We start from the raw sequence: 14827 nt of genomic DNA, 5'->3' as shown, positions 1-14827 counted from the left end.
ACCGTGCGGGCGGGCCGTGCCGGACTTCAGGCGGTCTCGGCGTCCTCGCGCTCGGCGTCCTGCAACGGGGTGCCCTCGGGCTGGTCGACGGCGCGCAGGTGCTTGTTGTGGCGCGGCTCCTGCCGGGTCTTCGCGTCGTTGAGCTTGCGGCGCAGGTCGTCCCGGACGTCGTTGAGCGCGGCGTGCAGATCCTCCTCGGTCGAGGTGGTGACGATCTTCTGCCGCCCGGCGACCCAGCACTCCAGGGTCACCTTCTGGCCCCGGGCCTCGCGGTCCTTGACGGACACCTCCAGCTCGGTGGCGTCGGCGTGGAAGCCGGCGAGCCGGGCGTCCAGGGTCGCGAACTGCTCGGCGATCCAGTTGCGGTCGCCCTGGGAGAACCCGGCGCCGACCCGCAGGCACTCGGCCACGGTCGCGGGGTTCGCCACGGCGCTCATCGCGCTGCCTCGCGGACGTCTCGGAGAAGCATGGGAGCTCCCTTTCTCTCGGTTGATCAAGTACTTACCCAACCGGCGGGATTCCGGAACGCCTGCTTGCCGGTTCCTTTCGATCATGCGTCGCCGCAGGTCAGGCACGTAGGGCCGGTCGGCCTAGCAGATCGGGACCTTGATCAGGTGGTTGTCCACAGGGCGGCCCGTCGTCCACAGGTCCGGGCCGGCGGGTGGCCCGGGCCGGGCGACCGGCCGACGCTCACCGGGACAAGTCGATCCCTGGGAGGGGCGATGTTCGATACGTACGTGACGATCGTCGGCAACGTGCTGACCGCGCCGGAGTGGCGCCGGACCACGCAGAGCGGAACGCTGGTGGCCAACTTCAAGGTCGCCTCGACCGCCCGCCGGCTCGACCGCGACAGCGGCCGCTGGGTCGACGGCAACAGCCTTCGGGTACGCGTCAACTGCTGGCGCCGCCTCGCCGAGGGGGTGGCCGCCTCGGTGGCGGTCGGTGATCCGGTGATCGTCGCCGGGCGCCTCTACACCCGGGACTGGACCGACGAGGCGGGCACCCACCGCACGCTCTACGAGCTGGAGGCGGTCGCCGTCGGGCACGACCTGTCCCGGGGCCGCGCCCGCTTCCTGCGCAACCAGCCCCGCGCGGCCACCAGCACGGTCGAGGACGCGGAGGCCGAGCAGCGGGTGCACGGCGAGGCGACCGAGCCGGTGCCTGATGCCCAGGCGCCGGCGACGTTCGACGACCGGCCCTTCGACGACGACTTCCCGCCGCCGGAGTACGGGGGCAGCCGGGTCGGGCTGGTCGGCACCGTCGAGCGGGTGGGCGAGCCCGACCCGTTCGACACCCGGCCCGGTGCGCGGGCCACCGACTACGACCGCGGGCCGGGCGGTCCGGAGGAGGACGAGCTGGGCGACACGGAGGACGACGGGCCGGTCACGTCCGAGGACGACGAGCTGGGCGAGGTCCCGCCCTCGGAGGTCGACGGATCGGGTGCTTCCGGGCCGGGTGGCTCCGGACCAGGTGAGGGCGAGGCGGGCGGCGCGAGTCCGGGCGGGGCCGCCGGGACCGCGTCGGGGCGCCGTGGCCGGCGGCGTACCCCGGTGCCCGCCTGACCCTTCGTCCGACGGGGGCGCGGGGTGGTGACGTCGGCGTCACCACCCCGCGGTACGACTAGGCTGGCCGGCCGGAGGTGGTGACGGGTGCGGCAGGCGACCGCCATGGCGAACGCGACCGGGTTGGTGGTGGGCTACGCGCTCGACGCACTGCTCGGCGACCCCCGCCGGTGGCATCCGGTGGCCGGCTTCGGCACGGCGGCCGGCGCGCTGGAACGGCGGGTCTACCGCCCCGACCGGACGGCCGGCACGGCGTTCACGGCGCTCGCCGTCGGCGCGCCGGTCCTGCTCGGCGCCGCCGCCGCGCTGGCGACCCGCCGCCATCCGGTGGCCCGGGCCGCGCTGGTGGCCGCCGGCACCTGGACGGTGCTGGGCGGGCGCACGCTGCGGCACGAGTCCCGGGTGATGGCACGGGCACTGGGCCGGGCCGACCTGCCCGCCGCCCGGTCCCGCCTGGGCAACCTCTGCGGACGCGACCCGTCGGCCCTCGACGAGCCCGAACTCGCCCGCGCCACGGTCGAGTCGGTCGCCGAGAACACCTCGGACGCCGTGGTCGCCCCGCTGGTCTGGGGCGCGGTCGCGGGCCTGCCCGGCCTGCTCGGCTACCGGGCGGCGAACACGCTCGACGCGATGGTCGGCCACCGCTCGCCCCGGTACGCCCGCTTCGGCACCCCGGCGGCCCGGCTGGACGACGCGCTGAACCTCGTGCCGTCCCGGCTCACCGGGCTGCTCACGGTGGCCGTCGCGCCGGTGGCACACGGGGACCGAGCCGCCGCCTGGCACGTGTGGCGACGGGACCGGGCCGACCACCCGAGCCCGAACGCCGGTCAGTGCGAGGCGGCCATGGCGGGCGCGCTCGGCGTCCGGCTCGGCGGGCGCAACGTCTACTTCGGCCGCGCCGAGACCCGGCCCTTCCTCGGTGACGGGCCCCGCCCCGAGGCGCGGCACCTGAAGCGGGCCGCCCGGATCTCGGGCGCGGTGGGTGTGGCCGCGCTCGGCCTGGCCGCGCTCTACCCGGTGACAGTCGGTCGCCTGGTCGGCGCTGCCGGCCGGGCCGCGCTGGGCGTCGTCACCCGAGCGGCCCGTGGCTCAGGCCGGGGGAGCGGGCGGTGAGCGGCGGGCTGCTGGTCGCCGGCACCACCTCCGACGCCGGCAAGAGCGTGCTCACCGCCGGCATCTGCCGCTGGCTGCGCCGCCGGGGCGTCCGGGTCGCCCCGTTCAAGGCGCAGAACATGTCGAACAACTCCGCCGTGGTGGTCGGCCCGGACGGTCGCGGCGGCGAACTGGGCCGCGCCCAGGCGATGCAGGCCGCCGCCTGCGGGCTCGACGCCGACCTGCGCTTCAACCCGGTGCTGCTCAAGCCGGGCAGCGACCACGCCAGCCAGGTGGTGCTGCTCGGTGAGGCGGTGGACACGGTCACCGCCGGCAACTACCACGAGGTACGGTCCCGGCTCGCCAGCACGGCGTACGCGGCGCTGGCCGAGCTGCGATCCGAGTACGACGTGGTGATCTGCGAGGGCGCGGGCAGCCCCGCCGAGATCAACCTGCGCGACGGCGACTACGTCAACATGGGGCTGGCGCGGCAGGCCGGGCTGCCCACGATCGTGGTCGGCGACATCGACCGGGGCGGCGTGTTCGCCTCGATGTTCGGCACCGTCGCCCTGCTCGACGCGGCCGACCAGGCGCTGCTGGCCGGGTTCGTGGTGAACAAGTTCCGGGGTGACCGCGGCCTGCTCCAGCCGGGGCTGGACATGCTGCACCGGGTCACCGGCCGCCCGACGTACGGGGTGGTGCCCTGGGCCCTGGACCTGTGGCTCGACGCGGAGGACTCGCTCGCGTACGGGCGGGTGCTCGGCCGGCCGCCCGCGCCCCGGGGCACCGACTGGCTCGACGTCGCAGTGGTCCGGCTGCCCCGGATCAGCAACGCCACCGACGTGGAGGCGCTGGCGACCGAACCGGGTGTGCGGGTCCGCCTCACCGTCGAGCCGGCCGAACTCGCTGCCGCCGATCTGGTGGTGCTCCCCGGCACCAAGTCGACAGTCGCCGACCTGGCCTGGCTGCGGGAGACCGGCCTGGCCGACGCGGTCCGGGCGCACGCCGCCGCCGGACGGCCGCTGCTCGGCATCTGCGGCGGCTTCCAGATGCTGGGCCGGGCGATCCACGATGCGGTGGAGAGCCGCCGGGGCACCGTACCCGGCCTCGGGCTGCTGCCCGTCGAGATCACCTTCGAGCCCCGCAAGACGGTCCGCCGGGCCGAGGGCACCGCCGCCGGCGACGTGCCGGTCCACGGGTACGAGATCCACCACGGCCGGGTCACGGCCGCCGACCCGGGCCTCGCGCCGCTGCTGCGCTACGCCGACGGCACCGGCGAGGGCGCGCGCCTCGGCACCGTGTACGGCACGCACTGGCACGGCGCCTTCTCCTCGGACGCGTTCCGCCGCCGGTTCCTGACCGAGGTCGCGGAGGCGGCCGGACGGACCGGGTTCAAGGTCGCGCCGGACACGTCCTTCGCGGCGGCCCGGGAACGGACGCTGGACCTGCTGGGCGACCTGGTGGAGGAGCACCTCGACACCGACGCGCTGTGGCGGCTGATCGAGTCCGGCCCACCGCCGGGACTGCCGTTCGTGCCACCCGGCGCGCCACCGGCTCAGTAGCGCACGTCGGCCGGGCGGTCGGACATCGGCAGTCCGGCCTCCCGCCAGCCCTGCACGCCGCCGATCATGTCGGTGGCCTGCCGCAGCCCCAGCGTCTGGAGGCTGGCGGCGGCCAGGCTGGAGCTGTACCCCTCCCGGCACACCACGACGATCTCGCGGTCGTACCCGGTGGCCTCGGGTATGCGCCACGCGCTGGCCGGGTCGAGTCGCCACTCAAGCACCGTGCGGTCGATGACGATCGCGCCGGGCAGCTCACCCTCCTCGCGGCGCTGCGCCTCGGTACGCGTGTCGATCAGCAGCGCGCCGCCACGGACCGCCTCGACGGTCTCGTGCGGGGTGAGCCGGCGGAGACCGGCGCGGGCCTGTTCCAGGAGGGCGTCGACGCCCGGACACATCACGTCATGGAGCACCCCCCGATGATGCCCAGCGCGCCGCGCCGCCGCTCGGCGAAACGGTCCGCCCGGGTCGCAGTTTCCAGCGGACGGGGGAACGTTAGCGTCGGTCGGGTGAACGTTGCCCTGATCGAGGCGTACGCCGGGTTGGCCCGTCGGGTGCTGGCCGGGCCGGCGCGGTTGGGGCGTACCCGGCTGGTCGCCGTCGACGGGCCCAGCGGCGCGGGCAAGAGCCGGTTCGCGACGCGCCTCGCGGACGCCCTGGCGGCGGGGGTGGGCGGCGTCCGCCCGCCGCTCGTGCACACCGACGACCTGCTCGACGGCTGGGACGACCAGCTCACGTTCTGGACCCGGCTGGAGGAGCAGGTCCTCGGCCCGCTGCGGGCCGGCCGGGCGGGCGGTTACCGCCGCTACAGCTGGGTGCGCCGTCGTTTCCTGGACCGGGTGGTGCCGGTGCCGGCCGGTCCGGTGCTGATCGTCGAGGGGGTGAGCGCCGCCCGCGCCGCGGTACGCCCCGAGCTGACGCTGTCGGTGCTCGTCACCGCGCCGGCCGAGCTGGGGTTGCGCCGGGCGCTGGCCCGCGACGGCGAGCGGATCCTGCCGGAGCTGCGCCGCTGGCACGCGGGGGAGCGGTCGCACTTCGCCGCCGACGGCACCGAGGCTGCTGTGGACCTGGTCGTCGACGGCGCCCCGGACCTGCCGCACGACGCGGACCGCTACTACGTGCGCGTGGGGCGGCGACCGGGCTCGGGCGACGTGGCGGGGTAAGGCCAGCATACGATTCCGGTCATGACCACTCCGATCCTCTCCGAGTCCGAGGTGCGGGCCGCCGTCGAGCGGGAACTCCCCGGCGTCCGTGCCGACCTCGAGCGACTCGTCCGCATCCCGGGCATCGCCTTCGAGGGCTTCGACCACTCGCACGTGGAGCGTTCCGCCGAGGCGGTGGCGGAGCTGCTGCGCGGCTGCGGCCTCGACACGCGGATCGTCCGGTCCGGCGGCCAGCCCGCGGTGATCGGCACGAAGGCGGCCCCGGCCGGCGCGCCCACAGTGCTCATGTACGCGCACCACGACGTGCAGCCGGTCGGCGACCTGTCGCTGTGGGAGTCGGACCCGTTCGAGCCGGTGGAGCGCGACGGCCGCCTCTACGGCCGGGGCGCCGCCGACGACAAGGCGGGCATCATGGCGCACGTCGCCGCGCTGCGCGCTTTCGGCGACCGGCTGCCGGTCGGCGTGGTGCTGTTCATCGAGGGCGAGGAGGAGTACGGCTCGGACTCGCTGGAGCGGCTGCTCGCCGAGCACCGTGACGACCTGGCCTCGGACGTCATCGTGATCGCCGACTCCACCAACTGGGACGTCGGCGTGCCGGCGCTGACCACCTCGCTGCGCGGCATCGTGAACTGCTTCGTGGAGGTGCGCACGCTCGACCACGCGGTGCACAGCGGCATGTTCGGCGGCGCCGTGCCGGACGCGCTCACCGCGCTGGTGAAGCTGCTCGGCACGCTGCACGACGAGGCGGGTGACGTAGCGGTGGACGGGCTGGCCGCCCGCGAGGGCGCCAGCGTCGACTACCCGGAGGACCGGTTCCGCGCCGAGGCCGGCCTGGTCGACGGCGCGCGGCTGTTCGGCACCGGCCGGATCACCGACCGGCTCTGGACGAAGCCGGCGCTGGCGATCCTGGGCGTGGACGCGCCGTCCACCGGCGAGGCCCCGAACGCGCTGGTGCCGTCCGCGAAGGCGAAGCTGAGCGTACGGCTGGCGCCGGGCGACGACCCGAAGAAGGCGTACGCGGCGCTGACCGCGCACCTGGAGCGGCACGCGCCGTGGGGCGCTCAGGTGTCGGTGACGTTTGAGCACGACGGCGCGCCCTGCGTCATCGACGCCTCCGGGCCGATGTTCGACGCGGCCCGGTCGGCGTTCCGGACGGCCTGGGACGGCACCGACCCGGTCGACATCGGGGTGGGCGGGTCGATCCCGTTCATCGCCACGTTCCAGGAGATGTTCCCGCGGGCCGCGATCCTGGTGACCGGTGTGGAGGACCCGCACGCGCGGGCGCACGGGCCGAACGAGAGCCTGCACCTGGGCGAGTTCGCGCGGGTGTGCCTGGCCGAGGCGCTGCTGCTGGCCCGGGTGGCCGAGGCCGGAAACCGCGCCTGAGGTGTCGAAACCGTAACTTCGGGGCGGATGTCGGAGTTTGTGGTGTGTCGGCGGGCGGGGTGTTATAGCCTTTCGAACATGCGTACGAACGACGAGATGGAGCGGCTCCAGGCCGCCGTCCGTGCTCTGGGGGACGTCGACGTCTCCGCGTGGTCCGAGGACACGCTCAACGAACAGATCGGCGAGCTCTCCGCCGCCCTGGTCACGCTCGACGCGCTGCTCACCCGGGTCGCCGAGGGCGTGCGCGGGCGCGGCCTGCGCATCGAGGAACCGGTCTCGGCCTGACCGTCGGCCCGTCGGCCCGGCGCACCCGTGCGGTGTGCCGGGCCGCCGGATCCACCCCGATGTCACACGCGACTGGCAGGATGTGGGCGTGCGTTTCGCGGAGCTGGCGGCCACCTCGGCCGCGGTCGGGGCCACCAGCGGTCGACGGGCCAAGGTGGAGCTGCTGGCCGCCGCGCTGCGCGGGCTGGAGCCGGGCGAGATCCCGGCCGGTGCCGGCTATCTCGCCGGTGAGCTGCGCCAGCGTCAGACCGGTGTCGGCTGGGCGGGCCTGCGTGACCTGCCTCCGCCGGCCGCCGAGCCGACGCTCACCGTCGCCGCCGTCGACGCGGCGATCGAGGAGATCTCCCGCGTCGCCGGGGCCGGTTCGCAGGCCCGGCGCCGGGAACTGGTCGGCCGTCTCTTCGCCGCCGCCACCGCCGACGAGCAGCGCCTGCTGACCGGCCTGTTCCGGGGCGAGCTGCGCCAGGGCGCGCAGGCCGGGCTGCTGGCCGACGCGGTCGCGCGCGCCGCCGACGTCCCGGTCACGGCCGTCCGGCGGGCCCTGCTGCTCGCCGGTGACCTGCGGGCGGTGGCGGTCGCGGCGCTCACCGGCGGCGCCGCCGCGCTGGCCGGGTTCGGGCTCCAGGTGGGCCGGCCGCTCGCGCCGATGCTGGCGCAGAGCGCGCCCTCGGTCGACGAGGCGCTCACCGCCACCGGCGTGCCGGCGATGGTCGACGTGAAGCTCGACGGCATCCGCATCCAGGTGCACCGCTCCGGCCCGGACATCGCGGTCTTCACCCGCAGCCTGGACGAGATCACCGGCCGGCTGCCCCAGGTGGTGGCCGCCGTCCGCGCGCTGCCCGCCCGCGAGCTGGTGCTCGACGGCGAGGCGATCGGGCTGGACGCCGCCGGCCGGCCGCTGCCGTTCCAGGAGACGTCCAGCCGGGCGGCCCGGCGCACCACGCCCAGCACCACCGGGCAGGCACCGGTCGCGCCCGCCGTGCTGGCCGCCGCCGAGCGCACCGGCGAACCGGTGCTCACGCCGTACTTCTTCGACCTGCTGCACCTCGACGGCACCGACCTGATCGACGCGCCCGGACGGGAGCGGTGGGCGGCCCTGGCCGGCGCGGTCGACGCCTCGCTGCTCGTCGACCGAATCGAGGTGGACGACGTGGAGCAGGCGGCCACGGCGTTCGCCGCGGCTGTCGACGCCGGCCAGGAGGGCGTGGTGGTCAAAGACCCGGCCGCGCCCTACGACGCCGGCCGGCGCGGCTCGGCCTGGGTCAAGGTCAAGCCGCGGCACACGCTCGACCTGGTGGTCCTCGCGGTCGAGTGGGGCAGCGGCCGGCGGGAGGGCTGGCTGTCCAACCTGCACCTCGGCGCCCGCGATCCGCGCACCGGCGAGTTCGTCATGCTCGGCAAGACGTTCAAGGGGCTCACCGACGAGCTGCTGCGCTGGCAGACCGAACGGTTCCTGTCGCTCGCCGTGGAGAAGGGCGACTGGGTGGTGCGGGTCCGGCCGGAGCAGGTGGTCGAGATCGCGTTCGACGGGGTGCAGACGAGCAGCCGGTACCCGGGCGGCATGGCGTTGCGCTTCGCCCGCGTGCTGCGCTACCGCGACGACAAGACCGCCGCCGAGGCGGACACCATCGACGCGGTCCGCGCCATCCACGCCGGCCGGGTCACCGGCTGACGGCTCAGCCGGCCGACAACGACCGGGCGTAGTTGACCTGGTTGTTGAGCTGCTGCACCTGGAACTGGTCGGTCACCGGGATCCGCGCGACGTACTGGTGCCCGCCACTGTTCACCGTCACCTGCACGGTGCCGTAGTGCCGCGTCTCCTTGACCAGCAGGAAGAGGAGGCTGAACACGGTCAGGCAGAAGAAGCCGAGGATCGCGGCGACGATGGCCCACTGGGCGATCTTCTCCTCCTTCTGCCAGTAGTCGGTCACGTACCAGGAGGCGCCGGCGAGCGGCAGGACGCCGGCCGGGGTGCGGATGACAGGCGGCGTCACCATGATCTCGGCGATCTGCACGGCTACCGCCGACTGCGTGGGCGGCACCGGCCCGGGCGGTGGATACGCCCCGGGTGCGGGCCCGTAGTACGGCGCGACCACCCCGGCCGGCGGTACGGGCGGCGCCGAGAACTGCGCGGGCGGCGCCGAGAACTGCGCGGGCGGCGCGGAGAACTGCGCGGGCGGCGCGGAGAACTGCGGCGCGGCCGGGAACTGCGCGGTGGCCGGCGGCGCGGAGAGCGGCGCCGGTGGGGCCGAGAACGGCGGCGCGGAGTAAGGCGGGGCCACCGGCGGGGCGGGGAACTGCGCGGTGGGGGCGGGAGTGACGGGTGCCTCCGGCGCGGCGATCACCGGGAACTGCTCGGTGGGCGGCGCGACCGCAGGCGGCATGGCCGACCACGGGTCGTACGCGGGTGGCTCGGCGGCCGGGGGCGTCGTGGCGTCAGAGGTCACCGCGACCCCCACGATTGACGATCATCCGCGGACCCTACAACGTCCCCGCCCCCAGGTGTGCCCACCGGGAGGGCGACGTACTCAGGCGGAGGTGGGGGCGGCGGGCTCGGCGGCGCGGTCCACCGGCTCACCCGGGGTGTCCAGCCCGGCCCGGCGGCGGGCCTCCCGGCGCGCCACCCAGCCGTAGCCGAACAGGCTCATCACCGCGAAGATCCACCACTGCCACACGTAGCCGAAGTTCTGCCAGTTGTTGGTGTGCCCGATCTGGACCGCCTGGAAGGCCGGGTCGGCGGCCGGCGTCTGGCCGTCGAGCAGCACGTAGCCGCCGGTCACCGGGTAGGGGAGTTGCTCGGCCAGGCGCGGGATGTCGATGCGCCGGGCCTCCAGCTTGCCGTCGCGCCGGCTGACCGCGCCGCCGCCGCTCTCGCTGCCGACCACCCGGCCGGTCACTGTCACCTCGCCGGCCGGCGCCGCCGGCACCTCCGGCTGGACTGTCGCGCCGGCGCCCGGCACGGGCGGGATCCAGCCCCGGTCGACGAGCACCGCGGTGCCGTCGGCCAGCACCAGCGGGGTGAGCACCTCGAAGCCGACGGTCCGGTCGACGGTACGGCCGCGGATCAGGACGGTGTTCGCGCTGTCGTACCGGCCGGTGGCGGTGACCCGGCTCCAGGTGAGCTCCTCGGACGGCGCGGGACCGACGTCGCCGCCGCTGGGCGCGGGGAGCGCGTCGCGCAGCGGCGCGGGCGTCATGGTGGCCCCGGCGTCGATGCGCTCGTTGACGGCCGTCCGGCCCCGGTAGCGGTCCAGCTGCCAGTTGCCCAGGAACACCATCACCGTGGCGGCGACGAGCGTGAGCGCGAGGTAGCCGAGCCAGCGCGGGGTCAGCAGGAACCGGTACACGTTGGCCAAGGCTACCCGTATGAGCGATGCCACTCGCCGCTGCCAGGCAGAAACGGCGGTGTGCGCGGCTCTCGCGCGCCGGGCCGGACGGGTATGGTCACGCGGGCGGAAACCACCCACATCAGGAGTCGATGATGACCGACGTGCCGCGCGTCGTGCTGAGTGCGCCCTCCTCGGGGCACGGCACCGGCGCCGTCTCCCTCGGCCTGCTCGCGGCGTTCACCGACCGGGGAATCCCGGTGGCCGGGTTCAAGGTCGGGCCGGACCAGGTGGACGCGGCGTATCTGGGGCTCGCCGCCGGGCGCGCCGGGCGCACGCTGGACCCGAGACTCGTCGGCCCGGAGCGGATCGCCCCCCTTTTCGCGTACGGCGCGGCCGGCGCCGGGTTCGCGCTGGTGCAGGGCACGATGGGCCTCTACGACTCGGTCGGCGGACGACCGGAGAGCGAGTCCACGGCAGCAGTCGCCACCGCGCTGCGCAGCCCGGTGGTGCTCGTGGTGGACGTGGCCGCGATGGGCCAGTCGGTGGCCGCGCTGGTGCACGGCTTCCGGGCGTACGACGACGAGCTGTGGCTGGGCGGCGTGATCCTCAACCGGGTGGCCTCGCCCCGGCACGAGGCGCTGTTGCGCGAGGCGCTCGACGACGTGGGCGTGCCGGTCTACGGGGCGTTGCGCCGGCACGAGCTGCCCCCGGTGCTGCCCGCCCGCCGGTACGGCACCGGTCCCGTGGTGCGTGCCGACGCGGACGCCGAACGCGGCGTACGCCGGCTCGGTGAGGCGGTGGCCGCCACCGTCGACCTCGACCGGCTGCTGGCGCTGGCCCGCTCCGCCCCCGCGCTCACCGTGGAGCCGTGGTCGCCGGAGCCGGCCGACGCGCCGCAGCCGTCGGGGGAGCGGCCGGTGGTGGCGCTCGCCGGCGGACCGGCCGGCGCCTACAGCCACCCCGAGACCGCCGAGCTGCTGCGCGCCGCGGGCGCCGAGGTGGTCACGCTCGACCCGCTGCGCGACGAGGCGCTGCCCGCCGGGGCGCGCGCGCTCGTCGTCGGCGGCGGGCTGCCCGAGACGTACGCGGAGCAGCTCTCCGCCAACCGCCGCCTCTGCATCGCGGTGGCCGAGCTGGCCCGTTCGGGCCGCCCGGTGATCGCCGAGGGGGCCGGCCTGCTCTGGCTGGCCCGGGAGCTGGACGGCCTGCCCATGTGCGGGGTGCTCGACGCGGTCGGCACGATCCGGGACGGCCTGGTGGTCGGCTACCGCACGGCCACCGCTGTCACCGACAGCGTGGTGGCCGCGGCCGGCACGACGGTGACCGGGCACAAGCAGCACGCCGCAGTGCTCACTCCGCGGGCCGGTGACCGTCCGGCCTGGCGCTGGGAGGGTGGCAACCCGGAGGGCTTCGTCCGGCAGGCGGTGCACGCCTCGCAGCTCGTGCCGCACTGGGCCGCGCATCCGGACATCGCGGCCCGGCTGGTGGCCGCCGCGCTGGCGCCGGTGGGGGCGCCGGCGTGATCGGGCAGGTGGCGGTACGCCGGTTCCCGGCGCTCACCGTCTCGACCCCGCGCATCGAGGTGCGGCACCTCGTCGTCGCCGACGCGGAGGCGGTGGACGAGGTGTTCGCCGACCGGCAGACGCAGCGCTGGCTGCCGCTGGCCGAGGCGTCCGGGCAGATCGACGGGCGGGCGTGGTGCACCGAGCTGGCCCGGCAGCGGCGCGACAGCGGCGACGGCGACCACTGGGCGGTGGTCCGCCGGGAGGACCAGCGGGTGGTCGGCTCGCTCTGGGCCCGCCGTACCGACTGGGGCGCCCGGCTCACCGAGCTGTCGTACGCGATCGCGCCGCACGCCCGGGGTTACGGCCTCGCGGTCGAGGCGGTGGACGCGGTGGCCATCGCGTTGATCCTGGAGCACGGGTTCCAGCGGGTGGAGCTGCGGGTGGCGGCCGGCAACGTGGCGTCCCGGCGGGTCGCCGAGAAGGCCGGCTTCAGCTACGAGGGCCTGCTGCGCAACGCCGGTATCGTCCGCGGCGCCCGGGTCGACCTGGAGCTGTGGTCCTTCGTCGCCGCCGACCTCCGCTGACCGCTCCCGCCCCACAACGTCGATCAAGGAGTTCGCGTCGGCGGATCGGCCGATCCGGGACGCAAACTCCTTGATCAACTACCCGGGCGCACCCCCGGGCGGATCAGGTGGGTCAGCCGACCATCTGGTCGGAGGGTGGGGTGAACTGGCGGGTGGGCTGGCCCTTCAGGGAGTCCCGCAGGGTCTGCGCCACCGCGTTCACCGGGATCTGCGACTGGCCGTCACCCACCGCGTTGAACGGATTGTCCGGGTCGGCGATGAAGCTCGCCGCCGCCAGCTCCGGCGTGTAGCCGACGAACCACGCCGACCGGGTGCTGTCCGTCGTACCCGTCTTGCCGGCGACCGGGCGGCCCACGGTGCCCCGCACGCTGTCGGCTGTCGACCAGCCGCCGCAGCTCCCCTTGGCCGGGGTGTCGCCGGTCGGGCAGCGCGCCGCGTCCGTGGCGGCGCGGGCCGCGTCGGCGTTCACCACCTGCCGGCACCGCGGCTTGGCGACCTCCCGCTGCACCCCGCCCGCCGTCGTGTACGTGGCCGGCGTGCCGTCCCGGTTCATGATCGCGTTGACCGGGATGGCCTCGCAGTAGCGCCCGTCGGCGGCGATGGCGGCGTACGCGTTCGCCATCTCCAGCGGGGTGGCGTCGGAGACGCCGAGCGTGAACGCGCCCCACTTCTTCGCCTTGCCCGGCGACGCCTGCTCCTTGTCCACGTCGGTACGCCAGCGCAGCCCCAGCTGCTCGGCCAGGCGCACCCCGGCGTCCGCGCCGATCTTCTCCTCCAGTTGGACGAAGTACGTGTTCACCGACTTGCCGAACCCGGACCACATGGTCTGCCGGCCGGTCATCGCGCCGCTGGCGTTGGACGGGGCCCACCCGTCGTAGACGGCCGACTTGTACGTGTGCGGCGAGTCGTACGCGGTGGACAGCGGCATCCCGGCGTTCAGCGCGGCGAGCATCGGGAACATCTTGAACGTCGAACCGGCCTGGTAGCCCGGTAGCGTCCCGCCGCCGAGCAGCGGCGCCACGGTGTTCGGGTAGTTCGCCTTGACCTTCGGGCCGGCCTCCGGGTTCGAGCTGTTCGGGTTCTCGGCCAGGTCGAGCGAGTAGTTCCGGTTCACCGCCATCGCCTTGATCCGTCCGGTGCCGGGTTCGGCGACCACGATGCCGTTGGCGAACGGGCTGCCGGTGTTGTCCTTGGCGCCGACGTTCTTCTCCGCCGCCGCCTGGGTCTTCGGGTCGACGGCGAGCACGATCCGGTAGCCGCCGCGGCGCAGCTTGTCCATCCGTTCCAGCCGGTTCTCGCCGAACGCGGGCTGCGAGCTCCACCAGTTCTTCAGGTAGTCGCAGTAGAAGCCCCAGCTGCGGTGGCCGCCGTCGATCGCGGCGCAGTCGTTCGGCGGGGTGGTCAGCTTCAGCTTGATCGGCTGGCCCTTGGCCGCGGCGGCGGCATCGGGCGACAGGTAACCGAGGCGGGCCATGTTGTCCAGCACGTAGTTGCGCCGCCCGGTGGCGTCCTTCTGGTCCGAGGTGATCGGGTCGTACTCCGACGGCGACTTCACCAGCCCGGCCAGCGTGGCCGCCTCGACCGGGGTGAGCGTGGCCGGGGTCTTGGAGAAGAAGATCTGCGAGGCGGCGTAGATCCCGTACGCGCGGTGACCGAAGTAGGCCGAGTTGAGGTAGCGCTCCAGGATCTGCTCCTTGCTCAGGTGCTTCTCGATGTCCAGCGCCATGCGCATCTCCTTGACCTTGCGCAGGCTGGTCTGCTGGGTCGCCTCCTGGACCTCCTTGGGCGTGGTCGCGCTGTCCCGCAGCGCCATCCGCACGTACTGCATGGTGATCGTCGAGGCGCCCTGGGAGACGCCGCCGGATCGGGCGTTGGACACGAAAGCACGCGCCACGCCCTTCGGGTCGACGCCGTGGTGCTGGTAGAAGCGGTTGTCCTCGGCGGCGACGATCGCCTGCTGGATGTTCGGCGACATGTTCTCGATCTTGGTGTACTGCCGGTACTCCTCGTAGAACATCGTCAGCACGGTCTTGCCGTCCGGCGCGTAGACGTACGAGGTCTCGGCCGGCAGCGCGGTCTTGAGGATGCTCGTCTTCTGTTCGATCGCGTGCGCGGTGGCCTTGGCCCCGATGCCGGTGACGGCGACCAGTGGATACAGGGCGGCGGCGACCACGATGCCGGCGATCAGCCCGGCGCGGAGAAGGGGAACGAGACGGCCAGCGGAAGCAAGGGGACGACTGCTCACGGGGTCAAGCTATGACATTTCCGATTCAAAAATGAGAAGAACTCATAAACCAGCGGACCGTGACGCGACCCACGCCGGGATGCGCTGTCCCGGGCGGCGGCTACCCGGCAGGATCGC

Annotated in this window: 13 protein-coding genes and 1 pseudogene; 9 read left to right on the top strand and 5 right to left on the bottom strand. The window is 74.5% G+C overall.

Annotation, left to right across the window (positions count from 1 at the left end):
- Positions 1-26: 26 nt before the first annotated feature.
- A complete protein-coding gene (locus FB454_RS03540; RefSeq protein WP_013475451.1) occupies positions 27-437 on the bottom strand; it encodes an HPF/RaiA family ribosome-associated protein in 411 nt (136 codons plus the stop codon).
- 285 nt (positions 438-722) lie between these two features.
- On the opposite strand from FB454_RS03540, the gene ssb reads away from it, so the two are divergent.
- From ssb to FB454_RS03525, 3 genes are all read left to right on the top strand, one after another.
- Positions 723-1562, top strand: a complete 840-nt coding sequence (gene ssb, locus FB454_RS03535; RefSeq protein WP_145822473.1) for a single-stranded DNA-binding protein — start codon at positions 723-725, stop codon at positions 1560-1562.
- An 87-nt stretch (positions 1563-1649) separates the two neighbouring features.
- Positions 1650-2675, top strand: coding sequence for a cobalamin biosynthesis protein (locus FB454_RS03530; protein ID WP_013288095.1), 1026 nt, complete (start codon positions 1650-1652; stop codon positions 2673-2675).
- A complete protein-coding gene (locus FB454_RS03525; RefSeq protein ID WP_013288094.1) occupies positions 2672-4216 on the top strand; it encodes a cobyric acid synthase in 1545 nt (514 codons plus the stop codon). The genes FB454_RS03530 and FB454_RS03525 overlap by 4 nt, the downstream gene beginning before the upstream one ends.
- On the opposite strand, the gene FB454_RS03520 is transcribed toward FB454_RS03525, so the two are convergent.
- The gene (locus FB454_RS03520; protein ID WP_013288093.1) at positions 4210-4611 is read right to left on the bottom strand and encodes a rhodanese-like domain-containing protein; all 402 of its coding nucleotides are present in this window, start codon (positions 4609-4611) and stop codon (positions 4210-4212) included. The two genes, FB454_RS03525 and FB454_RS03520, sit on opposite strands and share 7 nt — an antisense overlap.
- A 111-nt stretch (positions 4612-4722) precedes the next feature.
- On the opposite strand from FB454_RS03520, the pseudogene FB454_RS03515 reads away from it, so the two are divergent.
- The 4 genes and pseudogenes from FB454_RS03515 to FB454_RS03500 all read left to right on the top strand — a co-directional run.
- Positions 4723-5423 (top strand): annotated as a pseudogene (locus tag FB454_RS03515) (uridine kinase family protein); the annotation flags it as partial.
- Positions 5398-6762 (top strand): dipeptidase, encoded by a 1365-nt coding sequence (locus FB454_RS03510; protein WP_013288091.1) that lies wholly within the window; start codon positions 5398-5400, stop codon positions 6760-6762. The pseudogene FB454_RS03515 and the gene FB454_RS03510, both read left to right, overlap by 26 nt.
- 78 nt (positions 6763-6840) lie before the next feature.
- Positions 6841-7047 carry a hypothetical protein gene (locus tag FB454_RS03505; RefSeq protein WP_030273275.1) on the top strand — a complete coding sequence of 69 codons (207 nt, stop codon included), beginning with the start codon at positions 6841-6843 and terminating at the stop codon, positions 7045-7047.
- 88 nt (positions 7048-7135) lie between these two features.
- Entirely contained in the window at positions 7136-8719 is a 1584-nt protein-coding gene (locus tag FB454_RS03500) for an ATP-dependent DNA ligase (protein ID WP_013288089.1), read from the top strand.
- Positions 8720-8723: 4 nt separating this feature from the next.
- Here the strand turns inward: FB454_RS03500 and FB454_RS03495 are convergent, their stop codons facing one another.
- On the bottom strand, positions 8724-9494 hold the full coding sequence (locus FB454_RS03495) for a hypothetical protein (protein WP_145752765.1): 771 nt from the start codon (positions 9492-9494) through the stop codon (positions 8724-8726).
- Between the two features lie 81 nt (positions 9495-9575).
- Entirely contained in the window at positions 9576-10394 is an 819-nt protein-coding gene (locus tag FB454_RS03490) for an SURF1 family cytochrome oxidase biogenesis protein (RefSeq protein WP_013288087.1), read from the bottom strand.
- A gap of 134 nt (positions 10395-10528) precedes the next feature.
- On the opposite strand from FB454_RS03490, the gene FB454_RS03485 reads away from it, so the two are divergent.
- Together FB454_RS03485 and FB454_RS03480 are read left to right on the top strand one after the other, a co-directional pair.
- Positions 10529-11899, top strand: coding sequence for a cobyrinic acid a,c-diamide synthase CobB (locus tag FB454_RS03485; RefSeq protein WP_013288086.1), 1371 nt, complete (start codon positions 10529-10531; stop codon positions 11897-11899).
- Entirely contained in the window at positions 11896-12465 is a 570-nt protein-coding gene (locus FB454_RS03480; RefSeq protein ID WP_013475458.1) for a GNAT family N-acetyltransferase, read from the top strand. The genes FB454_RS03485 and FB454_RS03480 overlap by 4 nt, the downstream gene beginning before the upstream one ends.
- Before the next feature lie 112 nt (positions 12466-12577).
- Here FB454_RS03480 and FB454_RS03475 read toward each other — a convergent pair whose 3' ends face one another.
- On the bottom strand, positions 12578-14710 hold the full coding sequence (locus tag FB454_RS03475; RefSeq protein WP_013288084.1) for a transglycosylase domain-containing protein: 2133 nt from the start codon (positions 14708-14710) through the stop codon (positions 12578-12580).
- Positions 14711-14827: the final 117 nt, after the last annotated feature.

It is taken from the genome of Micromonospora sp. CNZ297 (assembly GCF_007827625.1).
The sequence above is the reverse complement of the archived record's forward strand: the minus strand, read 5'-3'. Positions and strand labels throughout refer to the sequence as shown.